The 24,998-nt window shown below is 32.3% G+C and carries 23 protein-coding genes and 1 pseudogene; 16 read left to right on the forward strand and 8 right to left on the reverse strand.

Annotated features, from left to right (window positions below; genetic code table 11):
* Positions 1–95: 95 nt before the first annotated feature.
* Positions 96–1,253 (reverse strand): ArgE/DapE family deacylase, encoded by a 1,158-nt coding sequence (locus tag C7J89_RS03570; RefSeq protein WP_061853721.1) that lies wholly within the window; start codon positions 1,251–1,253, stop codon positions 96–98.
* Positions 1,254–1,341: 88 nt separating this feature from the next.
* Positions 1,342–1,641: a hypothetical protein gene (locus tag C7J89_RS03575; protein WP_103296033.1), complete on the reverse strand. Its 300-nt coding sequence runs from the start codon at positions 1,639–1,641 to the stop codon at positions 1,342–1,344.
* A gap of 267 nt (positions 1,642–1,908) precedes the next feature.
* Between C7J89_RS03575 and C7J89_RS03580 the strand changes: the two genes are divergently transcribed.
* The 5 genes from C7J89_RS03580 (at position 1,909) to C7J89_RS03600 (ending at position 8,346) form a co-directional block, all read left to right on the forward strand.
* Positions 1,909–2,754, forward strand: coding sequence for an alpha/beta hydrolase (locus C7J89_RS03580; protein ID WP_061853719.1), 846 nt, complete (start codon positions 1,909–1,911; stop codon positions 2,752–2,754).
* A gap of 250 nt (positions 2,755–3,004) precedes the next feature.
* Positions 3,005–3,721: a D-ribitol-5-phosphate cytidylyltransferase gene (locus tag C7J89_RS03585; protein ID WP_061853718.1), complete on the forward strand. Its 717-nt coding sequence runs from the start codon at positions 3,005–3,007 to the stop codon at positions 3,719–3,721.
* Positions 3,714–4,739: a ribitol-5-phosphate dehydrogenase gene (locus tag C7J89_RS03590; RefSeq protein ID WP_061853717.1), complete on the forward strand. Its 1,026-nt coding sequence runs from the start codon at positions 3,714–3,716 to the stop codon at positions 4,737–4,739. Before C7J89_RS03585 ends, C7J89_RS03590 begins: the two co-directional genes overlap by 8 nt.
* Before the next feature lie 39 nt (positions 4,740–4,778).
* Positions 4,779–6,467 carry a teichoic acid ribitol-phosphate polymerase TarL gene (tarL, locus tag C7J89_RS03595; RefSeq protein ID WP_106884388.1) on the forward strand — a complete coding sequence of 563 codons (1,689 nt, stop codon included), beginning with the start codon at positions 4,779–4,781 and terminating at the stop codon, positions 6,465–6,467.
* A 136-nt stretch (positions 6,468–6,603) separates the two neighbouring features.
* On the forward strand, positions 6,604–8,346 hold the full coding sequence (locus C7J89_RS03600) for a glycosyltransferase family 2 protein (protein WP_103295662.1): 1,743 nt from the start codon (positions 6,604–6,606) through the stop codon (positions 8,344–8,346).
* A gap of 72 nt (positions 8,347–8,418) precedes the next feature.
* Here the strand turns inward: C7J89_RS03600 and C7J89_RS03605 are convergent, their stop codons facing one another.
* Both C7J89_RS03605 and C7J89_RS13555 read right to left on the reverse strand, forming a co-directional pair.
* Positions 8,419–9,687, reverse strand: coding sequence for a hypothetical protein (locus C7J89_RS03605; protein ID WP_103295661.1), 1,269 nt, complete (start codon positions 9,685–9,687; stop codon positions 8,419–8,421).
* 87 nt (positions 9,688–9,774) lie between these two features.
* Positions 9,775–10,497 (reverse strand): annotated as a pseudogene (locus C7J89_RS13555) (helix-turn-helix domain-containing protein); the annotation flags it as partial.
* 347 nt (positions 10,498–10,844) lie between these two features.
* Between C7J89_RS13555 and C7J89_RS03610 the strand changes: the two are divergent.
* Positions 10,845–11,519, forward strand: a complete 675-nt coding sequence (locus C7J89_RS03610) for a haloacid dehalogenase type II (RefSeq protein WP_061853713.1) — start codon at positions 10,845–10,847, stop codon at positions 11,517–11,519.
* A 68-nt stretch (positions 11,520–11,587) separates the two neighbouring features.
* On the opposite strand, the gene C7J89_RS03615 is transcribed toward C7J89_RS03610, so the two are convergent.
* On the reverse strand, positions 11,588–12,079 hold the full coding sequence (locus C7J89_RS03615; RefSeq protein ID WP_103295660.1) for a GNAT family N-acetyltransferase: 492 nt from the start codon (positions 12,077–12,079) through the stop codon (positions 11,588–11,590).
* A gap of 167 nt (positions 12,080–12,246) precedes the next feature.
* Between C7J89_RS03615 and srtA the strand changes: the two genes are divergently transcribed.
* A complete protein-coding gene (gene srtA / locus C7J89_RS03620) occupies positions 12,247–12,840 on the forward strand; it encodes a class A sortase SrtA (protein ID WP_061853711.1) in 594 nt (197 codons plus the stop codon).
* A gap of 62 nt (positions 12,841–12,902) precedes the next feature.
* Here srtA and C7J89_RS03625 read toward each other — a convergent pair whose 3' ends face one another.
* Entirely contained in the window at positions 12,903–13,586 is a 684-nt protein-coding gene (locus C7J89_RS03625) for an N-acetylmannosamine-6-phosphate 2-epimerase (protein ID WP_258027135.1), read from the reverse strand.
* A 144-nt stretch (positions 13,587–13,730) separates the two neighbouring features.
* On the opposite strand from C7J89_RS03625, the gene C7J89_RS03630 reads away from it, so the two are divergent.
* From C7J89_RS03630 to nagB, 3 genes are all read left to right on the forward strand, one after another.
* Entirely contained in the window at positions 13,731–14,537 is an 807-nt protein-coding gene (locus C7J89_RS03630) for a MurR/RpiR family transcriptional regulator (RefSeq protein WP_103295659.1), read from the forward strand.
* Between the two features lie 117 nt (positions 14,538–14,654).
* Positions 14,655–16,193 (forward strand): glucose-specific PTS transporter subunit IIBC, encoded by a 1,539-nt coding sequence (gene ptsG, locus C7J89_RS03635; RefSeq protein WP_106884390.1) that lies wholly within the window; start codon positions 14,655–14,657, stop codon positions 16,191–16,193.
* 68 nt (positions 16,194–16,261) lie between these two features.
* Complete coding sequence (nagB, locus tag C7J89_RS03640) at positions 16,262–17,008, forward strand: glucosamine-6-phosphate deaminase (RefSeq protein ID WP_061853708.1); 747 nt, start codon at positions 16,262–16,264, stop codon at positions 17,006–17,008.
* 152 nt (positions 17,009–17,160) lie between these two features.
* Here nagB and C7J89_RS03645 read toward each other — a convergent pair whose 3' ends face one another.
* Positions 17,161–18,039: an ROK family protein gene (locus C7J89_RS03645; RefSeq protein ID WP_172458999.1), complete on the reverse strand. Its 879-nt coding sequence runs from the start codon at positions 18,037–18,039 to the stop codon at positions 17,161–17,163.
* A gap of 201 nt (positions 18,040–18,240) precedes the next feature.
* On the opposite strand from C7J89_RS03645, the gene C7J89_RS03650 reads away from it, so the two are divergent.
* The 6 genes from C7J89_RS03650 (at position 18,241) to C7J89_RS03675 (ending at position 24,105) form a co-directional block, all read left to right on the forward strand.
* Positions 18,241–19,122, forward strand: a complete 882-nt coding sequence (locus tag C7J89_RS03650) for an N-acetylneuraminate lyase (protein ID WP_061853706.1) — start codon at positions 18,241–18,243, stop codon at positions 19,120–19,122.
* A gap of 25 nt (positions 19,123–19,147) precedes the next feature.
* Entirely contained in the window at positions 19,148–20,686 is a 1,539-nt protein-coding gene (locus tag C7J89_RS03655) for a sodium:solute symporter family protein (RefSeq protein ID WP_103295694.1), read from the forward strand.
* Between the two features lie 92 nt (positions 20,687–20,778).
* Complete coding sequence (locus C7J89_RS03660) at positions 20,779–21,309, forward strand: NAD(P)H-dependent oxidoreductase (RefSeq protein WP_103295695.1); 531 nt, start codon at positions 20,779–20,781, stop codon at positions 21,307–21,309.
* Between the two features lie 142 nt (positions 21,310–21,451).
* Positions 21,452–22,255, forward strand: a complete 804-nt coding sequence (locus tag C7J89_RS03665; protein WP_061853703.1) for a Cof-type HAD-IIB family hydrolase — start codon at positions 21,452–21,454, stop codon at positions 22,253–22,255.
* A gap of 107 nt (positions 22,256–22,362) precedes the next feature.
* Positions 22,363–23,022, forward strand: a complete 660-nt coding sequence (locus C7J89_RS03670; protein ID WP_061853702.1) for an NAD(P)H-dependent oxidoreductase — start codon at positions 22,363–22,365, stop codon at positions 23,020–23,022.
* 87 nt (positions 23,023–23,109) lie between these two features.
* The gene (locus C7J89_RS03675; protein WP_103295696.1) at positions 23,110–24,105 is read left to right on the forward strand and encodes a D-2-hydroxyacid dehydrogenase; all 996 of its coding nucleotides are present in this window, start codon (positions 23,110–23,112) and stop codon (positions 24,103–24,105) included.
* 68 nt (positions 24,106–24,173) lie between these two features.
* Here the strand turns inward: C7J89_RS03675 and C7J89_RS03680 are convergent, their stop codons facing one another.
* Entirely contained in the window at positions 24,174–24,977 is an 804-nt protein-coding gene (locus C7J89_RS03680) for a VOC family protein (RefSeq protein ID WP_103295697.1), read from the reverse strand.
* Between the last annotated feature and the right edge of the window lie 21 nt (positions 24,978–24,998).

The raw sequence follows: 24,998 nt of genomic DNA on the forward strand, positions 1-24,998 counted from the left end.
AAAATTTTTGAATAGCCTTATACCATAAATAAAAACAGCCCACCATAATTATGGTTGGGCTGCTAAACATTATTGACGGCTTTAATTCAATACTGTTATTTAAAGTTTTTAATATATTTAGGTAACATTTCAGTGAACAGGTCGATAAATGTAAGGTAAATGTCTTTCTCAACATGCTCATCAACTTGGTGGGCTTGGCTAATATGACCAGGGCCAAACATAATAAATGGGAAGTTTTCATCTTTATGTTCTAATAAATCCGAAGCGTCTGTAACGCCAGGTGATGAAAGTGCTTCTAATTCAGTATTTAAATATTTTCTACCCATCTCTTGTGCTAATGATACTAAACTATTTTTACCAGTTGTATAAACAGGATCACGAGACATGTATGTGTCTACTTCGATATCGGTATCTTCCGTTTCAACTTCTTTTAAAATTTCGTTGAAGTAAGATACAAATTGGTCATTATCATGTTCAGGTATTGTTCTAATATTAAATTCAGACTGCGCAAATTCAGGGATTGAATTAACCTGTGTACCACCATTAAACAAAGTAGCATTTAAAACAGGATCGCCTAATAAATCATTTGTTTTATCGAATTTTTTGAAGTTTTCATCTGCTTTATAAATAAATTTCACTAATGGAGAAATAGCATTAAATCCTAATTTAGGCATGGAACTATGTGCAGCTTTACCTGTAGAACTAACACGAATATCCATAGAACCTTTATGCGCATATATGATTCGATCTTGAGAAGGTTCAGCGATAACAAGCGCATCAACATCATCCATGTAGCCTTGGCTATGATAAAGTTTTGCACCTTCGCCGACAATTTCTTCGCCAGCAGTTGCAAGTAAGCGGATAGTACCTTCTTGTAATAAGCCTTGTTCATGAATATCGATAAGACTAATTACAAACGCAGCTAAACCGGATTTCATGTCGGCAGAACCACGACCATATAATTTTCCAGATTCTTCAGTTAATTGGAATGGATCATAAGTCCAATTATCGACATTACCGGCCGATACGACATCCATATGACCAGAGACACCTAACACAGGTTTACCTGAACCGATTTCTGCAACTAAATTCGCTCTTGTGTCACTAATGTTAATGATTTCAGAATAAATATTATGTGCTTTGAATAATTGATGTAAATAGTTACATACATCTAGTTCGTTGTCATTAACTGATTGTATATTAACCAAATCACTTAAAATCTGAACCTTTTCATCTTCTGAAAATTTACTCATAAAAAAACCCCCTTATTTTATCTCATCTTAATTGTAACTAAAAGTGTACTGCTTAATGAAATAAAAGGGTTTATAGTCATAGTTTTAATTATGAAATTGAAGGGATTTGAATTGGAAGTTTATATAAAGCATGTGTTAAATAATACTCTGATGGATTTGTTGCGAGTTGTAATTGTAAATTTTTAGAGAATTTATATAATTGTGAGTTATTGTTTGGTGTAGATGAAGTAGAACTTTTTACTTGTTCGGTGTGACTAACGTCAGTAACAGCACCTTTCATATCATTGCCTTGCACACTGCCGATTAATATTAAGATTAAATAACTGCAAGAGATGATTAAAATTGTCCCTAAATAAATACCGATGGCTAACTTTACAGGTTTACGCATAGTATACAACCTCCTAAATGGCTTATATCTGTGTACACTTACAAATTACCACGCGTTTATTAAGTAAATGTAAATTGAAAGTAAAAATTCAATGAAATAGCGCTTGGGATAGATATTATATAGTTCTCTATTGAAAAATAAGGTTACTATATTAAATTTTTATTGTTATTTAAGCCATGATTTCAGCTATCGTTTTTAATATTGAGTGTAAAGTTATATAATTAGTATAACTTAATGATCTTACGGTTGATTTAGGAGGCGATTAAAATTAACTATATCAAACATATAACATCGTCCGATGGAACGAATTTGTATACTAAAGTTAATGAAGGCTACGAAGAAGACAATAATGATCGCGTAAATATCATTATCGTCCATGGCCTTGCTGAACATCTAGACCGTTATGACGCATTGGCAGATAGTTTACAGATACATGGTTTCAATGTCATTAGATATGATCAAAGAGGTCATGGGCGTTCAGAAGGTGCACAAACGTATTATGATAATGATAGCCAGATTGTAGAAGACTTGCAGGCAATAATCTCTTTTGTACGAACAACATATGGTAATAATATATTTTTGATTGGTCATAGCATGGGTGGTTATACTGTAGCACTCTATGGAACGTTTTATCCTAATCAAGTACGAGGCATTATTACGTCTGGCGCGTTAACTCGTGATATTAAAGGATTATTTAGCGAAATTCTTGAGGACCGTACATTACCAAAAGATAGTTATATCGACAATGCTTTAGGTGAAGGCGTTTGTTCTGATAAAGACGTACAAGCCAAATATGAGCAAGATGATTTAGTAGCTAAGCATATTTCGAGAGGTTTAATATATAGCATTGATAGTGGTGTCGAGAAGTTAAAAACGCACGCAGAGCGCTTTGTTGATGATGTACTTATTATGCATGGGTTAAATGATGGCTTAGTGAGCTATGAAGATTCTTTACAATTTTTCAATGAAATAGGTTCTACAAACAAATCGTTACGTATTTATGATACATTGGAACACGAAATTTTAAATGAGCGTAAATATAATAGTACAATTTTCGAAGATATTATTGATTGGATTCAATTAAAACAATGCGAACATGAAGATTTAAACTAATTAATTTTTCGTAAGTGTTTAAATGTATATAAATAGAGGTAAATTAGATTGGTTGACTTGCATTTGTGCGCAATAGATATAACTAGAAATGATAAATGAAAATTGCTATTATATTACTCATAGCCAACATAATTCTTATAAAAATATAACTTTAAAATTAAAATGACGATTGCAATTTATGCAATAAAAAATATTTATAAATTTGTATTTAAATTAAACAGATAGATTGAATACTTAGGAGGACGATTAAATGATATATGCTGGAATATTAGCTGGTGGCGTAGGTTCAAGAATGGGCAACGTTCCGTTACCAAAACAATTTTTAGATTTAGATGGGAAACCTATTCTTGTACATACTGTGGAGAAGTTTCTATTAACAAGTGATTTTGACAAAATTTATATTGCTACTCCTCAAAAATGGATTTCACATACGAAAGACACACTTCGTAAACACGATATTACTGACGAAAGAGTTGTTGTCGTGCAAGGTGGTGCTGACCGTAACGAAACTATCATGAGCATCATTAATGCCATCGAAGCGGAAAATAAAATTACTGATGACGACGTTATTGTGACGCACGATGCAGTGCGACCATTCTTAACACGTCGTATTATTAAAGAGAATATCGATGCAGTCATTAAACATGGTGCAGTAGATACAGTCATTACGGCAACTGATACAATTATTAGCTCTAAAGATGGCGAAGCAATAAATTCTATTCCTGTTCGTGACGAAATGTATCAAGGTCAAACGCCACAATCTTTTAATATAAATTTATTAAGAGATAGTTACAATGCTTTATCAGAAGACGATAAAAAAATACTTACTGATGCTTGTAAAATTTTAGTCGTTGCTGATAAAAAAGTAAAACTCGTACTAGGCGAACTATATAACATTAAAATTACAACACCTTATGATCTTAAAGTCGCAAACTCAATCATAAAGGGTGGGATGCTGAGTGATTAACCAAGTTTATCAACTCGTAGCGCCAAGACAAATTGAAGTAACATACAATAATGAAAATATTAAAAGCGATAAAGTTATCGTACGACCTTTATATTTATCAATTTGTGCGGCCGACCAAAGATATTATACTGGTAGTAGAAACGAAGCCGTATTAGAAAAGAAATTACCAATGTCTCTTATTCATGAAGGTGTTGGTGAAGTTGTATATGATAATAAAGGTCAATACAAAACGGGTACAAAAGTAATCATGGTACCTAATACGCCAACAGAAACAGATGACGTAATCGCTGAAAATTATTTACCTACAAGTAAATTTAGATCAAGTGGATTCGATGGTTTTATGCAAGACTATGTCTTTTTAGACCATGACCGTATCGTTGAGGTTGAAGATGATATTGACTTAAGCACGATTGCTTTTTCTGAACTAGTTTCAGTTAGTTGGCATGCATTGCAACGTTTTGAACGTAAATCAATTTCCAACAAAAATAGTTTTGGTGTATGGGGCGACGGCAACTTAGGTTATATAACTGCTATTTTGCTGCATAAATTATACCCAGAAGCTAAAATTTATGTGTTTGGTAAAACAGATTATAAATTAAGCCACTTTTCATTTGTAGAGAATGTTTATCATATTCATAACGTACCAGAAGGCGTAACATTTGATCATGGATTCGAATGTGTCGGAGGCAAAGGTAGCCAATCAGCAATCGATCAAATTATAGATTTAATTTCACCCGAAGGTAGCATTGGCTTACTCGGTGTAAGTGAATACCCGGTTGAAATTAATACTCGTTTAGTTTTAGAAAAAGGGTTAACAATGATCGGTAGTAGCCGTAGTGGTGCACAAGATTTCCAAGACATAGCTACATTTTATAAAGAAAACCCCGATGTCGTTGAAAAATTATCCTTGCTAAAAGGAAATGAATTTGAAGTAAAAACAATCGATGATGCTGTTAAAGCCTTTGAAGCAGATTTATCTACTTCATGGGGCAAAACAGTAATTAAATGGACTATGTAATATAAATGATCATGAATGGTAAAAGAGAGGATTTTAAAATTGAGTAAATCGAAAATAATAATTGACGATATATACTGGGAACGTATCCAATTATTTATTGAAGGTCACGTTGAAGCACTGGAGATAAACAACAAAAATTTCATGTTAAGAAATTTAACTGAAACAAAAGAATTATATGCAAATGATGTAAAAATAGAAGGTAATAAATTCACAGCACGTTTTAATGTGGCTATTTTAGACGATGGAAACTACTTACCTAGTGGTGAATTTCTTCTAGTATATAAAGGTGATTTTGATTACATCGCAAATATTAATGAGTCACTTTTAGATCCATCTAATTATGAATTAGATGAAGAACAACTAGAAAAATATGAACTTATTGAAACTCAAAATGGTAAAAATAATTTCTTATTGGATCATTTTAAGTATGTGTTTAAAAGAGGCGGAAATTCTAAGAAAACAAATTATACTGTGAAACCTATGATTTCCAGTGAAGTAAATGAATTTGTTTTAAAAATAATTTTCAAAATGCCAGCACCGAAATTAAATCCAGTATCTAAGAAAATTATGGAATATCAAGTGAAATTTAATAAGTTTTCATATAATATTCGTAACTTTATGTTTAAAACAATATTTAATGTGACGAAATTTTTCCATATGAGAAAAGGTAATCTTGTTTTGTTCACTTCAGATTCAAGAGCTGAAATGTCTGGAAATTTTGAGTACATTTATGATGAAATGTTACGTCAAAACCTTGATAAAAAATATGATATCCGTTCTCTTTTTAAACATAATATTTCAGCACGTCGTAATTTCTTCGATAAATTTAGATTTCCGTATTTATTAGGTAAAGCAGATTATATTTTCGTCGACGATTTTCATCCCTTACTTTATACAGTGAATTTTAGAAAAAGCCAAGAAATTATCCAAGTTTGGCATGCTGTTGGTGCTTTCAAGACAGTAGGTTATAGCCGTGCTGGTAAAAGTGGTGGACCATTCTTCAATTCTGTAAACCATAGAAATTATACAAAAGCATTCGTCTCTGCGGAAAATGATATTCCGTTCTATGGTGAAGCATTCGGTATTAAAGAACGTAACATTATCCCTACAGGGGTACCTAGAACTGATATTTTATTCGATAAAGATTACGAACGTAAAATAACTGAAGAGATGGAAGAAGAATTACCGATTATTAAAGGTAAAAAAGTTGTCTTATTTGCGCCAACGTTTAGAGGACATGGCCACCATACAGCACACTATCCATTCTTCAAAATAGACTTTGCTAGACTCGCAAAATATTGTAAAGATAATAATGCAGTTGTGTTATTTAAAATGCATCCATTTGTTACGAATAAACTGAATATTCCTAGAGAGTACGAACAATATTTTGTCGATGTTTCAGATATTCGCGAAGTAAACGATATTTTATTCATTACTGATATTTTAATCAGTGATTACTCATCTCTTGTATACGAATTTGCTGTATTCAAAAGACCAATGCTATTTTATGCATTTGATCTTGAGGACTACATTACTTCAAGAGATTTCTATGAACCATATGAAACGTTTGTACCTGGTAAAATTGTACAATCATTTGATGACTTAATTACAGCGCTTGATAACGAAGATTTTGAACAAGAAAAAGTACCTCAATTCTTAGACAAACACTTTAAATATCAAGATGGCCGTTCAAGTGAAAGACTAGTAAGAACATTATTTGGTAGCTAATTAAAATAATATGAAAATATATGAACTGAGTGCAAAATAATATAAATTAAGTTAAGGTTTATTGCTTAAGTTAATCTAGTAGTGATTACATTTATTTTGAAACTCAGTTCATTTTTCTAGGAGTGGAATATAAAGCATGAAGTTTTCAATTATTGTGCCAACATACAACTCAGAAGCGTATATAGAAGAATTAATGAACAGCCTTAAAGATCAAACATACGATAGTAATGACTTTGAAGTCATTGTGGTAGATGATTGTTCTTCAGATGATACATTAAAAAAAGTGAAAAAATATAATAAAGATTTAAACCTAACTGTAAAAAAATTAGACACTAACTCTGGTGGACCAGGTAAACCTAGAAATACGGCGTTAGCTTTAGCCAAAGGTGAATATGTATTTTTTGTCGACTCTGATGACTATATCAATGTAGATACCTTGCAAGATGTATCTGACTTTGTAGATGAAAATAATTCTGACGTTGTTTTAGTAAAAATGGAAGGTGTTAATGGACGTGGTGCGCCACGCTCTATGTTTAAGAGAACAGAAGACGGTTTAACGTTAGCCCATTCACGCATTGTTTATACGCTAAGTCCTACTAAGTTTTATCGTACTGCTTTATTAAGAGAACATAACATCGATTTTCCAGAAGATTTAAAGAGTGCGGAAGACCAATTGTTCACGATGAAAGCTTATATTCATGCGGATAATATAGCAACGCTAGCCGATAAATCGTATTATTACGCTACGAAACGTGAAGGCGAGCATATGAGTTCGGCTTACGTGAAGCCTATAGATTTTTATAAAATCATGACGCTTATCGTAGAAGAAATATTGAATAGTGACTTAGAAGATAAAAATGAAATCATTGGACACTTTATAACACGACACTTTTCATTTTCGCGTACACGAAATTTCTCACTTAATGTAAAAGCTGACCAAACGGCAGTATGGATGGAAGCACTAGGTGATTTCGTGCAAACAGTGCCCAAAGAAGCAGATAAATTTGTAAATGAAGAAATACGACCATTATTATATTATGGTCGCAATAAAGACTTTAAACATTATAAAATTGTCGAACAAAGTTACAAAAATGGCGAATTTTTTAATTCAAAATTAGAAGACACTTCGTTAAAAATTCAGTTCGCTGAAAACGAGCCTTTCTTCTCATTTAAAAATATTTCAAAGCCTGACGTGAAGATGACGCAATTTGATTTTAATGAACAACTGCTTACTATTGAATTACGATTATTAAGAACGATATTTGATCCGAATCACGCTTCAGCTTCAATGAGAATTAAGTTGTTATCTCGTAATAAGAATGAAGTGATTTATGTTCCAGTATCTGTGAATAACCAAAATCGTTTTAAATTTGTTGCCAATCTGGATAATATGATGACGTATTTAACACAAGAAAAAGTGTGGGACGTTATACTTGAAATTTCACTAGGGGAAATGACTTTTGATAAACGCATTGGCAGTGATCGTAATGAATATAAATATAAAGCAGAAACTAGTACTATAGCTAAATATGGGGGGAAATATTTCAGATTTACGCCGTTTTTCACTAAAAATTACGATAATTTATCGTTCTATGTGACGCCAATTAAAGTTGATGAGATATTCACAGTGGCTACACAAGGTAAGCATAAATTAGAATTAACATGTAATGAATTCAACTACATTTTAACTGAAGGATTAACTTCTATCGTTATGAAAGATGGATTCACTTATGGTTATTTAACTAAAGTCAGTAATGAAGCAGCATTTAAGTATGTGATTGAACTACAAGATAAAGTTAAGGCAAAAATGTTCAAAGGCTCATTTAAATTAGAAGCACCAAATTTAACATTGAATTTTAATAAAGGACTATCACTGTAAGTTAATACATGAGGGTCACTACAACTGTTATGTAGTGACCCTCTTTTTTGGTAATACGAAGTGCAATCATAGCTAAAGCTTCAAATAATGTATTGTCCCTTTAGCTAATAGTAAGTCAAGCGTGGCGTTAGGTTCATGTATTTTTACGTAGTCAATTGGACTATTAACTTTATTAAAATTAAGTAATAACATTTTATCTGTTTTCAAAGTGTCTATAGAAGGCGTGTTAGAAAGAGATTTAGTAAATTGATTTGTTGATGCTTTTAATACACGATTGTACACTTGAAAACGTCGCGTGAACTGATGCTTGATTGTTATAAGATGTTGTAATGAATAATTCATAGTATTAGCGCCATCGTAAAATAATAGTTCACTGGTATTATCTTTAGTCATTAACAAACCTAAGTCATGAAATTGAATCTTTTGCCCCATAAACGGTAGAAGCATGCTATATATGTGAACGAGCGATAGACCGCTAGTCGATGTATTTAATATTGCAATATCATCATTGTCTTCTAGTAAGAAAGGGAAACCCAATCCTCCTATTTGTTGTGTTAATTCAATTAGAAAATGTGCGATTTTTACGGTAGTCATTTCTGTATAAGAATTGAAATAACTATTAATATCATTCACAGAAATACGGGTGAATATGAGTAACTTAGCATATTCTTTAAGGTCTTTGATAAATGACTGTAAAGCTTCACAATCGTTAGTATTGTGTGTCGTGTGAGTTAATTTGTAAATTAATGTAGAGAAATTTTGGTTAATTATATAAAAGTCTACATTTAAGTCACGCACTAAATTAGTAATGGACGCAAAGTTACTTTGTGGATGATTTATATAATTATCTAATTCAACACCTAAACTAATATTAGGATAACGATGACGTATAAGTTGTTTTAAATCTTCATGTTGTGTATCTGATAAGTCATCATTATGTATAACCAATTTAATAGCTTGATAATATGAGTAGTAAGTACAGTCATTAGCTATGATATTTAATAATTGTCGTTCGACTAATTGATAAAATTCTAAAGAATATATCGGCAATACTAAACAACAATCTTTGCTTTTTAGTTTAGGAAGTATTGCTAATATCAATTTTACATTGAAAGGTGTAAGGTCACTTGATTTCAGTTGTTCTATGTATATATGTGGCTTAGTAAAATGCGTTAAATTAAAATAAGCGTCTTGAATATGTATTAACTTACTTAACATCGCAATGTCTTTAATGGTGATAAACGTCATGGGTATAGGTAATACTTTAGTGTGCTCAGACGAGTTTAAATTTAATGTATAAGGTAATGGCGTAGTCGTTTTTTGTTGGTTATGTGTAATCAACTTATAATAATCCTTTGTTATTGAGTTGATGCTTAAAGAACTTTGACAAATGGACATTTGACTATTGAATTGATGAATATACACTTTAGGAGGGACGCTCAAGTATGTTTTGAAATGTTTAGTAAAGGTGCTTAAATTCATAAAGCTGTATGTTCTTGCGACGCTTTGTATGCTTTGGTTTGGTGACAACAAATCATATAATGATAGTGCTATTTTTAGACTGATTACATAATTTTTAAAATGCATGTGTATGATATTTGAAAATAATATGGAAATATAAGATTGTGAAATGAAAAAGTTTTGTGCGACGGTCTTAGTATGTATGTCATCGTTCAAGTGTTGATTAATATAAGTTAGTATATCATTCAACAATTTATGTTTTGCTGTAAACTGCGGTAAATATTGATGTGGCAAAGTACATTTCGCCTCTTTAAGTAATAGGGAAATTATGCTGCCAATGTCACCCGTTGAAATTGTTGTATTACTATAATGAATGCATAGATAACGCGTAAGAATGCTATGCAATATATTTGGATTATTGAGCGAATCAAAATCGAAATAACAATTTGCAAGTGACGGTTCACGTTCTATAAATAACGTTAAGGGAATTCTCAACTCAATAAGTTCATTAATGTGGAGATATTGGTAAAGATCACAATTATTAATTATAAGTCCATTTTGAATATTGTGGATGGTGCCATTTAAATTGACTACATTTGTTTCTGCAAGGGGTATTAAAATGATGACCTCATTAATGCAACGCTTAAGTGGCGTAGTAACATTATTAAGAATTGAAAGTGTACTCGTCATAATAAAACCTCATATAATTAGTTGTTTAATTTATTTTAACTGTTACGTTAACAATTATGGAGGCTAATAACTTATTATTAATTAGATAATGTGTAATAGTAATAAAATAAGAGGTCAGTTTTATATATTTTGAAGTAAACATAAATTTTAGTAATAAATATGCATGTAGAATGAATGAATATGGTAGGTCATTATATAATATTAACAATTAGAAATTATGCTAACGACGAAACGAACATGCACAAATTGATGGTAACAATTTTGTGTTGTAGCAAATGTATTGTTTCAAATTTTAAATAATGGCTAAATAAATAATAAGTATGTGTGTTTAAGAGGGGGCCAGTGATATGTATAAAGTAATCGTTTTTGATGTATATGGCACAATGTTTGATGTGAATTCAATTAGCAATTATCTTGAACAGTATGATGCTGAGCATGCACAAGAAATAGCTAATCTTTGGAGAAAAACGCAATTACACCACGCCGCATTAAGACAAGTGATGCAACGATATATTCGTTATGATGAAGTAACAAAAAACGCTTTGCGCTATGCTTTGGATGTTTATGAAGTTAAACATAGTAGAGAAGATATTAATAAATTATTCGATGGTTATTTACATTTAGATTATTTTAAAGAAATACCTAAGTCTTTTGTCGAATTAAAAAATAAAAATCTAGAATTGGCTATATTATCTAATGGTAATGATAATATGCTAAGAACTTTAGTTGATAATTCAGCTATATCAGAACATATCGATGCCATCATGAGTGTTGATGAAGTTAAACAATATAAACCGAGTCCAGCAAGTTATGCACTCGTATTAAAATATTATCAAGTTAAAAGAAGCGAAATTTTATTTGTTTCATCTAATACGTGGGACGTAAATGGTGCTGCAAACTTTGGCTTTGATACGGCATGGGTTAATAGAAATAATGAAATATTTGATGAAAATGGTGCGTCTCCAACGATTACGGTGAATAACCTTAATGAATTAGTAAAATGGTTAGAAATGAGAAAATAAAAAACCAGTAACATAGCTATCGATATGTACTACCGACTTAATGTACTGGTTAAAATATAGCGTTTGAATTATTCAGTTAGATCTAATTGATAGAAAGCTAAGTCTAACCATTGATTAAATTTATAGCCTACATTTGTGATTGTACCTGAATAAGAGAAATTGAATTTTTTATGCAGATGTATACTTTTATCATTTGTGGCATCTATTCCAGCTACAATGGTCTTATAGCCTTTAGCTTTTACATCAGTTAACAATTCAGTTAATAATTTTTGTGCAATGCCATTTCCACGATAGTCTTTATCAACATAAATTGAATGTTCAATTGTATATTGATATGCTGGCCAATCTCTAAATGAACCATAAGTTGCAAACCCGACCGCCTTATTGTCTAATTCATAGACAAAAATAGGCTCACTATTAGCTGTTTTAGTGTCGAACCATTGGACTCTGTTCTCAAGTGTTTGTGCCTCGTAAGTATATACTGCTGTAGTATTTAATATGGCATCGTTATATATTTCTAATATGGCAGGTAGATCTTCTTTAGTAGCAAAACGTATCATACTATCATCCCTTTGTTTTTATTTATTAATTTCTTTTTACAGGGAATTTATTATAATTGCAAATTAGTGTAAGCACTCTTAACATGTAAATAAACGAATTGTAGCTTAAAAAATTTTCTATATCGTGCTATATTTAATAATAACTAAATTGATAAAGGGAGTTATGCATGAAACGATGGACTAACAGAGCCATGACCGTCATAGGGGTTTTGCTAATTTTAGCGGCGATTGCCATTTTTATAAAGCCTCATATAGAAAATTATCTACAACAGCGTCATGATCAGCAACAAATTACGCAGTACGAAAAAAAGCATACACATCAGTCAAAGGTAACTATACCTAAAGATAAATCGCAGGCGGCAGGCGTTCTTTCTGTACCTGACGCTAAAATTAAAACGCCAGTATACCCAGGACCAGCGACACCTACACAACTTAATCGTGGTGTGAGTTTTGCAGAAGACGATGAATCACTCGATGATCAAAATATTGCCATTGCAGGGCATACTTTTACGGATAGAACGCATTACCAATTTACCAATTTACCGGCGGCCAAGAAGAATAGTAAAGTTTATTTTAAAGTAGGCAATCAGACAAGAAAATATAAAATAGTAAAAATATACGATGTAAAGCCTTCTGATGTACATGTACTCGATGAACATCAGGGACAAAAAAATCAACTAACACTCATCACTTGTGATAATTATAATAAACAAACAGGTGAATGGGATGATAGAAAAATATTTATTGCGCAAGCAATTTAAAAAGACTAGGACAAAGTAATGGCGTATCCATCGCTTTAATGTCCTAGTCTTTTTTCATTTTATTATTTTAGTTCATCAACAAAACGTTTTGTTATTTCTTTTGGTCTTGTAATTGCTCCGCCAACAACTGTGCAATGAACGCCTAATTCTGTAACTCTCGCAAACATTTCAGGCGTAATAACATTACCTTCAGCAATTACTTTCGTATTTACGGTTTCAAGCACTGATTTTAAAAATTCAAAATCATTGTCATAAAGCTTATGACTTTTTGTATATGAAGTATAACCTCTTAGCGTAGTACCTATATAGTCAAAGCCTAATTCTTCAGCATATTTTGCTTCTTCGATAGTAGAAATATCTGCCATAATTTCTACGTTTGGTGCTTCTGTTCTAATATAGTCTACTAATTCAGTTAATGTTTCTTTAGGGCGTTCTTGATCAGTAGCTTCAAGTGCTATAACTTCACATTGGCTTTCAATTAATTCATCAACTTCTTTAGACGTCGCTGTGATAAATACTTTTGAATTATCATAGTCTCTTTTAACAATACCAATAACAGGTAAGTCAACTGTGGACTTAATTGCACTAATATCTTCTTTCGTGTTTGCTCTAATTCCTACCGCTCCACCTTCGTAAGCAGCTAATGCCATTTTTGACATGATGAAAGACGAATGTAGAGGTTCGTCCGGTAAAGCTTGGCATGAAACTATAAGTCCCTGAGGTAACATAATATATACACGCTCCATTACATAGAATTTATAAAAATAGTGTTGTGCTTTTTACAATAAGTACAATATAACATTAAGAAAATAATAATCAATAGTTTGTCTTATAATGAAAAAGTTTTTCTTTTATATTACAATATATATAAATTAAAGGGGGATATCATAATGAAATTTGATAATAGAGTACAACGCTATAAACATTTATTTACAAAGACAGATAAACAAATAGTTGAATATATAAAAAGCAGTGAGTTTGACGATACATTCTCAACTATAAATTCATTGGCTCATGCTGTAGGTGCATCACCTGCTACGGTTACAAGGTTTTCTAATAAGTTAAAATATGAAAACTTTCAAGATATGAAATTTAATTTATTACAAGAGATGACGAATAATGAAATTGAAAACAGCCCATTAATACAAAAAATCCATAATTATCATCAAAACACGATTCAACAAACAGGTGAATTTATTTCTGATAGTAGTATTAAGAGTTTTGTAAATCAAATTATGCGTAGTAGACAAATTATATTTGCTGGCATAGGGAGTTCAGGACTTTCAGCAACAGAATTTTATTACAGAATAATGCGTATGGGATTAAAAGGAAATGTTTCTACTGATTCGCATCAAATGAAAATATTTGCTTCACTATTAACTGCTTCCGATACTTTCGTCGCCATTTCAAATAGTGGTGAAACGGACGAACTGATTACTGCTGCGAATATTGCACATGACAAGGGCGCTTTTGTCGTGGCAATTACTAACTACCAAGGTAGCGGATTAACTAAATGTGCAGATTTAGTATTAATTACGACTGATCAATCTAGAACGAATGATAGTCGCTTTGTTAATACACAAATAGCGACGTTATTTTTAATCGATATAGTTAGTTATTTATTATTAGATGATGCACATCTGCATAAAATTTATAACAAAACGACAGATGTTATTTTAAGTGATAAAAATCAATAATACAGAGTGCTTTAATAGAATATGATTATAATAATTGAAAATATTTTTCATATTATAAAAGTATATTGATAATAATTTTTGCTCGAGCTATATTATAGGTAATCAGGGGGTGGCAGAGTGAAAAACATTTTTGAAAAAGCTCAACAATTCGGGAAATCATTTATGTTGCCAATCGCTATTTTACCTGCGGCAGGTTTGCTATTAGGTATTGGCGGGGCATTGAGTAATCCTAACACAATAAAAGCCTATCCGATGTTAGATATTGGACTATTACAAAATATATTTACTTTAATGTCGTCGGCAGGCAATATTGTTTTTCAAAACTTAGCCGTTATATTTGCAGTTGGTGTTGCTATCGGCTTAGCAAAAAGTGATAAAGGAACTGCTGGTTTGGCTGCGATGTTAGGATTTCTAATCATGAATGCGTCAATGAATGGTTTGCTAAACATAACTGACACGCTAGCTAAAAGTAATTTACCAGAACATGGTCAAAGTATGGTCTTAGGTATTCAAACCGTCGAGACTGGGGTTTTTGGTGGTATTATTACCGGCGTTATGACTGCAAGTCTTCATAATAAATTTCATAAAATTGAGTTACCACCATATCTTGGTTTCTTTGGTGGCTCAAGATTTGTGCCAATTGTCACTGCCGTTGCTTCGATAGTATTAGGCGTTGTGATGTTCTTTATTTGGCCAACTGTTCAACATTGGATCTTTAATGTTGGGGGCTTAGTTAATAAAACGGGGGTAATCGGCACATTTTTCTTTGGATTTATATTACGTTTATTAGGACCATTTGGTTTGCATCATATTTTTTATCTGCCATTTTGGCAAACTGCACTTGGAGGCAGTATGGAAATTAAAGGTCATCTTGTACAAGGTACACAAAATATTTTCTTTGCACAACTTGGCGATAGTCATGTGACTAAATTTTATTCAGGTGTTTCTCGTTATATGTCAGGCCGTTTTATTACGATGATGTTTGGTTTATGTGGTGCCGCATTGGCGATTTACCATACTGCTAAACCAGAATATAAAAAAGTAGTAGGCGGACTGATGTTATCAGGTGCACTTACTTCATTCTTAACTGGTATTACGGAACCATTAGAATTCAGTTTCTTATTCGTTGCGCCAGTATTATATATTATTCATGCATTTTTAGATGGTTTAGCGTTTATGATGGCCGACATTTTTAACATTACGATTGGCCAAACGTTCAGTGGTGGATTTATCGACTTTCTATTATTTGGTGTTTTACAAGGCAACAGTAAAACAAACTATTTATTAGTAATACCTATTGGCATAATTTGGTTTATACTCTATTACGTTATTTTTAGAGTATTGATTGTGAAGTTGAATTTGAACACACCAGGTAGAGAAGAAAAAGCTGCAGTACAACAAGTTGATGCTACAGAACGTGCAAGAACAATTGTCGAAGGTTTAGGCGGCAAAGAAAATATCGAAGTCGTTGATTGCTGTGCGACACGCTTAAGAGTCACATTAAAAAGCAATGATGTCGTAGATAAAGAAAAACTTGAATCTACTGATGCAAGAGGTGTAGTACAAAAAGGGAATGGTGTACAAGTAATCTATGGACCTCATGTAACAGTTATCAAAAATGAAGTCGAAGAATTACTAGAGCAAAATAATCAATAATTAATATAAAGAAGTATAGTATAGATAATGTATAAGACATGAAGCTATATAAAATGGGTGGTATAAATATGAGAGTTATTAATTTAAAAGATAAACAATTAGCAAGTGAACATGTCGCTACAGAAATTGTAAAACTAATTATTTCAAAACCAAATACGGTATTAGGTTTAGCTACGGGTGGAACAATGACTGAACTATACCAATATTTGGTTGAGTTAATTAATGCTAATAATTTAGATTTGAATGATGTTGTAACATTTAATTTAGATGAATATGTAGGTTTAAGTCCCGAAGATAAGCAAAGTTATCATGAATATATGCAACAACGTTTATTTAAATATAACGATAGTTGGAACGACAATAATATTCATATACCTAGTGGTGTAGGTCCAGATTTAGAAGTGGAAGCATATAATTATGAACAAAAAATTGAGCAGTGTGGGCCAATAGATTTACAACTATTAGGTATTGGAGAAAACGGCCATATAGGATTCAATGAACCAGGTACTTCGTTTAATAGTCGTACACGCGTAGTTAATTTAACACCATCTACAATTCATGCTAATAGTGTAAACTTTGATAACGTTGATGATGTACCAGTCCAAGCAGTATCAATGGGCTTATCATCTATCATGGGAGCTAAACATATAGTATTATTAGCCTTTGGTGCTAAAAAGATAGACGCCGTTAAACGCTTATTACAAGGTGATGTTGCAACTGATTTACCTGCATCTATATTGCATCAACACCCAAACGTAGATATTTATGTAGACGATGTTATTTTTAATAAGTTAAAAGAAGATAATGAAGTATAAGTAACGCATTTATAAAGCATTAACGATAAAAATATGTAATAGGGAGCGTAGTTTTATAGTAGTGACTTTGTAATAAATAAGACGAGGCATCAATGGATGTCTCGTCTTTTTATATTTCACAATTATTTAAAAATTGAAAGAGTCTTTCATAATTAAAGCAAGTTAGCTATTGCACCAATAAGTGCTGCGTTATTTAGTGACAAAGCAGTTTGTATTTGTGCGTGACCATAATTATGTGGTAAATAGCATTCTAATTTAGGAACAATATAATTTAATAGATTGTCGCCCTGTGCTGATATTGCACCACCAATAAGAATGACGTCGGGATCATAAATAATTTGTATTTGTGCAATCCCTTCAGCTAAATAAGCGCTCCATTCGTTTAATATGTCGTTAGCCAATGTATCGCCTTGTTTAGCATCTTTAAAGAGCTGTTTTACATTTGAATCGTATGGATAATTTTTTACTTCCATTAGTTGTTTAAGGCCCGAAGTAGAAGCTCGCGTTTCGAAAGTCGTTTCACTATGACTGTCGTAAAGTAAATAACCAATTTGATTAGCACGGTGTCTGGCACCTGTATGAATCCCCAAAGTACGATTATAAAATGCACCACCGATACCAGTACCGATAGTTAAGCAAAAAATATTATCTTGTTGATAATTATGGTAAGTTAACTCCCCAAGTAATGCCGCGTTTACGTCATTAAGAACGGCAATATTAGAATATAACGGCGCCAAATAATCTTTAAAGTTTGTCCCTTTATAATTAGGTATAGTCGGACCACTATATACTACACTTCCTGCTGCGGAGTCAATCACGCCTGCACTTGAAATACCTAAATCTAAATTAGAGATGTCATATTTGTCTTTATAATATTTAACAATACGATAAACTTCGTCGATGATTAATTCTGTGTCATTGTTAGGTGTTGCCACACTGTTATTTTCGATAAATGATAAATCATTGGCGTTGATAACTGCCGATTTGATATTTGTGCCACCAATATCAACTGCCACTTTATAAATACTCATTTTGCTCCTCCTCAAAGGTGTTTTTCGCTTCGTTATGAAAAAAATTTTCAGAAACTTATCGTTTAATTGATTAATATTTTCAAAATTCTATTGATAAGTTAAATGTTAGCGTTTACAATTCAACCTGTAAAGTAAAAATTTTAACGAACTATTTATTGAATAGTTACGTTTCGACATTATGAAAGCGGAGGGTTTTATATTATGCGTGAAGAAATGAAAGGTTTATATGCAGCATTATTAGTTCCTTATGATGAACAAGGTCGAGTTAAAGAAAAAGCTTTAAAAGAATTTGCATTAAATGCTATAGATAATGAAGGTTTAGACGGCTTGTATGTTAACGGAAGTTCAGGGGAGAACTTTTTAATTAGTACTGCTCAGAAAAAGCAAATCTTCAAAATTGTTAAAGAAGCGGTTGGAGATAAAGCGCAATTAATCGCACAAGTTGGTTCTTTAGACTTAAATGAAGCAATCGAGTTAGGTAAATATGCTACAGAATTAGGCTACGATGCAATTTCTGCAGTAACACCGTTCTATTATCCTTTCTCATTCGAAGAAATCAAAGATTACTATTTCGAACTTATTAAAGAAACTCAAAATGACTTAATTATTTATGCGATTCCAGGATTAACAGGTGTTGATATTTCAATGGATCAATTCGAAGAGTTATTCTCAAACGAAAGAGTTATTGGCGTTAAATACACTGCTCCTGATTTCTTCTTACTTGAAAGAATTCGTAAAAACTTCCCAGATAAATTAATCCTTTCCGGTTTTGATGAAATGTTAGTTCAGGCAGCAATTTCAGGCGTTGATGGTGCTATCGGTTCTACTTACAACGTTAACGGTAAACGTGCACGTGAAATTTTTGAAAATGCACAACAAGGTAATATCGACAAAGCATATGAATTACAACATGAAACTAACGACATTATTGCACCTGTATTAGAAATGGGTCTGCATGGTTCATTAAAAGAAATTCTTGCTTCTAGAGGATTAGAAAGTGGTTTGCCAAAACGTCCATTTAAACCATTTAATGAAGACAATAGACAAAGATTAGAAACATTAATTAAACAATATAATCTATAGAATGTAGCAAAGGGGATGAGCTATTATGCAACAAGTGGGATTTGGCGCATGGAACTGGGTCGCGTTATTTATCTATCTGTTTATCATGTTATTAGTAGGTGCATACTTTACTAAGCGTGCAGGTAAAAATACCGAAAGTTTCTTTACTGCAAGTGGTAGATTACCATCTTGGGCTGTAGGTTTTTCTATTTACGCAACGACATTAAGTGCCATTACTTATATGTCTACACCAGAAAAAGCGTTTTTAACAGATTGGTCTTATATCGCAGGTAATGTAGCAATTATTGCTATTATTCCATTACTAATTTATTTTTATGTACCATTCTTTAAAAAACTTAAAATCACCTCAGCTTATGAATATTTAGAAGCACGTTTTGGACCGAGTATTCGAGTAATTGGATCATTACTATTTGTCCTGTTCCATTTAGGTCGAATAGCTATCGTAATTTATTTACCAACATTAGCTATTACTTCAGTATCTGATATGAATCCATATCTTGTAGTTACTTTAGTAGGTTTATTATGTATCGTTTATACCTTCCTTGGTGGTTTTGAAGGGGTCGTATGGAGTGACTTTATCCAAGGTGTTATTTTATTAGGTGGAGCAATTTTAATTATCGTTCTTGGTATTATTTATATGCCTGGCGGTTTCCATATAATGGCTCACGATGCAATAGAGCATAATAAAGTCATTAGTGCCGATAACTGGAAAATTAACAGCGCCGCAGCAGCAATACCTGTTATTTTTATTGGGAATATTTTTAATAATTTGCATCAATATACGGCGAGTCAAGATGTTGTACAACGTTATCAAGCATCACCTTCATTTAAAGAAACAGTTAAATCTTTATGGACAAACGGCGTATTAGTAATTATCTCTGCACCAATTTTCTATGGTATGGGTACAATGTTGTATTCATTCTATCGTCATGCGGATAGTCTGCCAAAAGGTTTTAATACATCTTCAATCGTACCGTACTTTGTATTAACTGAAATGCCTCCATTTGTAGGTGGAATTGTTATTGCTGCAATATTTGCTGCTGCACAGTCAACAATTTCATCAAGCTTGAATTCAATTTCAGCTTGTTTATCTGTTGATATTAAACATAGATTCTTTAGTAAAAGAAGCGAAAAAGAAGAAGTTAAATTTGCCAGATGGGTCATTATCATTGCAGGGATCTTTGGTTATGTAATGTCACTTTACCTCATCGCGTCAAATTCAAACGATTTATGGGATTTATTCTTATTAATTACTGGACTATTTGGTGTACCATTAGCAGGTGTGTTCGCCGTAGGTATTTTTACGAAACGTGCAAACAGCTTTGGTATTATCGTTGGTTTAATTTTAGGGGCGATAGTCGCATATACAATGAATAAATTTGGTGGAGATAACTCACCATTTATCGTTTCAATCTTATCATTTGTTATCGCATTTGGTGCCTCATACTTTGCTAGCTTCTTGGCACCAAAATATAATAAAGATATTACTGGACTTACAATCTATGAGAAAAATAAACCTTCAACATATATATCTAAAGTTAAAAATACAGAAGCGAAAGCTTAAGTTAAAATTTTCAGGCAAAAAATTATGCAAAAATGGTGTGGTTATGTAATATAGGTTGGTATTAATTAACTAACATAGAGAGGAAGAAATTAATGTCAACCTTAGTCATCATAACTCACCCAGATATTGATAATTCAACAGTAAACAAAGCTTGGAAAGAAAAACTAACAAATATTGGAGAATCTGTTACAATTCATGAGCTTTATGCTACTTACCCAGATGGGAAAATAGATGTTGCTAAAGAGCAAGAACGTTTAGCTGCTCATGATAATGTCGTTTTCCAATTTCCATTATATTGGTATAGTTATCCGCCATTATTAAAACAATACTTTGATGAAGTATTCACTTACGGTTGGGCATACGGCTCAACAGGTAACGCGTTGAAAGATAAAAAGTTTGCAGCTGCAGTTTCAATAGGATCACCCGAGTCGGCGTATACTACAGAGGGAAATGTACAATATACAATCGATACGTTGCTAACACCTTTAAAGGCAACAGCGAGATTCGTAGGTGCTCAATATGTCGCTACGCATAAACTATATAGTACTTTGAATATCGATTCAGAATTACTAGAAGCTAATCAGCAGGACTATGCTACTTTTGTCCAACAATTAAGCGAATAACTCATATGTCTAGATTAAGTATATTACTATGATGGTAATAACTTAATCTAGACTTTTTTTATTTCATGTATTGTTACTTTGAAAGCATATTTGAAATATATATAATGAACATAAATACAAAATAAAACTTTGAGGGGTAAATATGATAAAAGCAATCGCAGTTGATATGGATGGAACATTTTTAGATAGCAATAAGAACTATGATGAAACACGTTTTAATCGTATATTCCAACAATTACAACAACAAGGTACAAAATTTATCGCTGCAAGTGGTAATCAATATGCCAAATTATTATCGATATTTGGAGAACGTGATATGTTTTTTATTGCGGAAAATGGGGCGGTAATTTATAACGGAAATGAATTATATGATTATAAAGCTTTTGATTTTGATGTTTATAAAAATTTAATTGATTATATACATTTCGAACGAGGTATGTCAGAAATTATTGTTTGTGGTCTAAAAAGTGCTTACATATTAAAAAGTACAGATGATAAATTTAAAAAAGATGCACATTTCTATTATAGACAACTACAAGAAATAGATTCATTTGCCACGTTGCCTCAAGATGAATATGTTAAAGTTGCTTTTAACATTAATAGACAAACACATCCAAAATTAGACACAGAGTTACAAGAAAAATTTGAAAATGACATCGGTCTTGTTTCTAGTGGACGTGATAGTGTCGATGTTATTATTCCAAATATGACAAAGGGTAATGCATTAAAAAGACTGTTAGCTAAATGGGACTTATCTGCTTCACAATTGATGGCTTTTGGCGATGCAAATAATGATTACGATATGTTGGCACTTGCAGAATATAGTTACGTTATGCAAAACAGTGAAGATCAGTCATTATTTGATGTCTCAAATTATGTTGCACCTTCAAATGATGAACAAGGTGTGTTAACTGTTATCGAAACGCAAGTCCTCAAAAATAAATAAATATATGTTGAAACTATTGTGTATAAACATATTATTTTAAGCATACGTAATGTATCTATTATACTAACGATAGTTAAATTTAAACATGAAAGGATGGCAACAAAGTAATGACAAATATAAAAGAAACTATTTTAGATGCATTTCAATTCAGACATGCTACCAAACGTTTTGATGCAACTAAAACAGTAAGTGATGATGATTTTAATACTATATTAGAAACAGGGCGTTTATCTCCAAGTTCTTTAGGTTTAGAGCCTTGGAAATTTATAGTGATTCAAAATCGTGAATTACGTAATAAATTAAGAGAAATTAGTTGGGGTGCACAAGGACAACTAGACACAGCAAGCCATTTCGTTTTAATATTAGCGCGTAAAAATGTGACTTCTAAATCAGATTATGTGCAACATATGATTCATGATATAAAACAATACGATCCTGCAACTATTCCTGCAGTAGAGGAAAAATATGATAATTTCCAAACAAGTGCACACATTAATGATAATGAGCGTACATTAGTCGATTGGGCAAGTAAACAATCTTATATTGCTTTAGGTAACATGATGACTACTGCAGCATTTTTAGGTATCGACTCTTGTCCTATAGAAGGATTTGACTATGACGGTGTAACGGAATTATTAGCTAATGAAGGTATTCTTGATACGGAACACTTCGTACCTGCCACAATGGTAGCGTTTGGTTACAGAGAAACAGAGCCAAAAGCCAAAGTACGTCAGCCACAAGAAGATATAGTTGAATGGTATAACTAATTAAAACTGGCCTAGTCATAGGTCAGTTTTTTAAATGTAACATACAGGGTATAACATTACTAACAACATCAAAAAGGGGCAATAGTTATGAAGTTAAAATTATTTGATGTCGGTAATGATGAAGCGCCATTCGTTGAAAAGTGGGCAAACGAAAATAATGTAGAGGTAGATTATGTACCAGATTCACTTACCCGTGACAATATCAATGAGGTTTCTGGATATGATGGTTTATGCTTAAGTCATAATGGTCCATTTGATAATAGCTTACTAAAAGATTTAAATGATATGGGTATTAAACAAATAGCGCAAAGAAGCGCAGGATTTGATATGTATGATTTAGAGGAGGCAACAGCAAATAGTATTAAAGTTACTAACGTACCAAGTTATTCGCCGAATTCTATAGCAGAGTATGCTTTAACAGGAGCTTTATATTTTGTTAGAAAGGTGCCAACAGTACAACAACACGTTGCTAAACAGGATTTTAGATGGCAACCAACGATTATGGCGCGTCCAATTAAAGGACTCACTGTTGCAGTAATTGGTACTGGAAGAATCGGTTATATAGTTGCTGAATTATTTCATCATATGGGATGTGATGTTATCGGTTATGATATACAAATTAACCCACAAGCTGAAAAATTTATTACATATAAAGATACGGTACAAGAAGCGGTTAAAGATGCAGACATCGTAACATTGCATACACCAGCCACGAAAGATACTATAAAGATGTTCAATCAAGAGATGTTTAGTCATTTTAAAGATGGGGCAATTTTTATTAATTGTGCACGTGGCGTTCTTGTTGATACAGAGGCATTGATACAAGCATTAGATACTAATAAATTAAGTGGTGCGGTTATTGATACGTACGAAAACGAAGCAACTTATTTTAGGAAAGACTGGAGCTCTAAAGAAATTGAAGACGACTTATTAGCATCATTAATGGAACGAGATGACATACTATTGTCGCCACATATCGCATTTTATACTAATGAGTCCGTTGAAAATTTAGTAGAACGAAGTTTAAATAGTACGATGGAAATATTACGTCATGGGGATTCAGAATTTGTAGTAAATAAATAACAATATAAACAAGTGCTAGCAATCAACCTCTGATACGAGATGACATTGTTAGCACTTGTTATTAATTATTAGTTTGGCACTACCGACGTATTACTATGAAGAGTAACAGCAACGCCTTCAGGACTAGTTAAATTTTTATGAGTAGTGTTGGGTTTATAAATATCAATGTGAGTAAGTCCTAGACTTTGATCATTATCGATTCTTTTTTTGTTAGATTGCCAAGTGTTTACGGCAATATGATGATGATAATTATTCGTCGACATAAATAAAGCTTGTGGAAATTTTGAAATATGTTGAAGCCCTAACTCATTAATATAAAATTGACGAGCTTCTTCAAGATTCACCGTTTTTAAATGTAAGTGTCCTATTTGAGCTTCGTCTGGCATACCAGTCCAACCATCTACTGTACGTTGTGATAATAAATCTTCGACGTCTACTTGTAGCGTATCCATCTTTACAAAACCATCTTGCCATTGCCATGTTTCAGGGTTACGGTCGTAATATACTTCAATACCATTACCTTCAATGTCATTAAGGTAAAGTGCTTCGCTGACAAGATGATCTCCTCCTCCAATTTGTGCACCTTGTGAAGATGCATAATGTAAAAAATCAGCCAAATCAGCTTTAGTAGGCAATAATAGTGCGATATGGAACAAACCAGCTTCAGTTACAGATGGTCTACGAGGGTTGTCAATTTGTTGAAGCGTTAAAGTATGACCACCATTTCCTATTGCTAAGACTATGGTATTTGTTTGTTCGTCTATTATTTTTAAACCTAATAAGTTTGTATAAAATTGCGTCATTTGTTCTAAATTTTGTACGTTTAGTGTTATACCTGTTACTTGAGTAGCAGTTTTATCATGAAATGTCATATACATACCTCTTATCTATTT

It is taken from the genome of Staphylococcus kloosii (assembly GCF_003019255.1).
Taxonomy (GTDB): domain Bacteria; phylum Bacillota; class Bacilli; order Staphylococcales; family Staphylococcaceae; genus Staphylococcus; species Staphylococcus kloosii.

Coding starts and splice junctions, on each gene's coding strand:
- C7J89_RS03570 (WP_061853721.1), bottom strand. CDS start 1,253: ATGAGTAAATTTTCAGAAGATGAAAAGGTTCAGATTTTAAGTGATTTG.
- C7J89_RS03575 (WP_103296033.1), bottom strand. CDS start 1,641: ATGCGTAAACCTGTAAAGTTAGCCATCGGTATTTATTTAGGGACAATT.
- C7J89_RS03585 (WP_061853718.1), top strand. CDS start 3,005: ATGATATATGCTGGAATATTAGCTGGTGGCGTAGGTTCAAGAATGGGC.
- C7J89_RS03600 (WP_103295662.1), top strand. CDS start 6,604: ATGAAGTTTTCAATTATTGTGCCAACATACAACTCAGAAGCGTATATA.
- C7J89_RS03610 (WP_061853713.1), top strand. CDS start 10,845: ATGTATAAAGTAATCGTTTTTGATGTATATGGCACAATGTTTGATGTG.
- C7J89_RS03615 (WP_103295660.1), bottom strand. CDS start 12,079: ATGATACGTTTTGCTACTAAAGAAGATCTACCTGCCATATTAGAAATA.
- srtA (WP_061853711.1), top strand. CDS start 12,247: ATGAAACGATGGACTAACAGAGCCATGACCGTCATAGGGGTTTTGCTA.
- C7J89_RS03625 (WP_258027135.1), bottom strand. CDS start 13,586: ATGGAGCGTGTATATATTATGTTACCTCAGGGACTTATAGTTTCATGC.
- C7J89_RS03630 (WP_103295659.1), top strand. CDS start 13,731: ATGAAATTTGATAATAGAGTACAACGCTATAAACATTTATTTACAAAG.
- nagB (WP_061853708.1), top strand. CDS start 16,262: ATGAGAGTTATTAATTTAAAAGATAAACAATTAGCAAGTGAACATGTC.
- C7J89_RS03645 (WP_172458999.1), bottom strand. CDS start 18,039: ATGAGTATTTATAAAGTGGCAGTTGATATTGGTGGCACAAATATCAAA.
- C7J89_RS03650 (WP_061853706.1), top strand. CDS start 18,241: ATGCGTGAAGAAATGAAAGGTTTATATGCAGCATTATTAGTTCCTTAT.
- C7J89_RS03655 (WP_103295694.1), top strand. CDS start 19,148: ATGCAACAAGTGGGATTTGGCGCATGGAACTGGGTCGCGTTATTTATC.
- C7J89_RS03660 (WP_103295695.1), top strand. CDS start 20,779: ATGTCAACCTTAGTCATCATAACTCACCCAGATATTGATAATTCAACA.
- C7J89_RS03665 (WP_061853703.1), top strand. CDS start 21,452: ATGATAAAAGCAATCGCAGTTGATATGGATGGAACATTTTTAGATAGC.
- C7J89_RS03670 (WP_061853702.1), top strand. CDS start 22,363: ATGACAAATATAAAAGAAACTATTTTAGATGCATTTCAATTCAGACAT.
- C7J89_RS03675 (WP_103295696.1), top strand. CDS start 23,110: ATGAAGTTAAAATTATTTGATGTCGGTAATGATGAAGCGCCATTCGTT.
- C7J89_RS03680 (WP_103295697.1), bottom strand. CDS start 24,977: ATGACATTTCATGATAAAACTGCTACTCAAGTAACAGGTATAACACTA.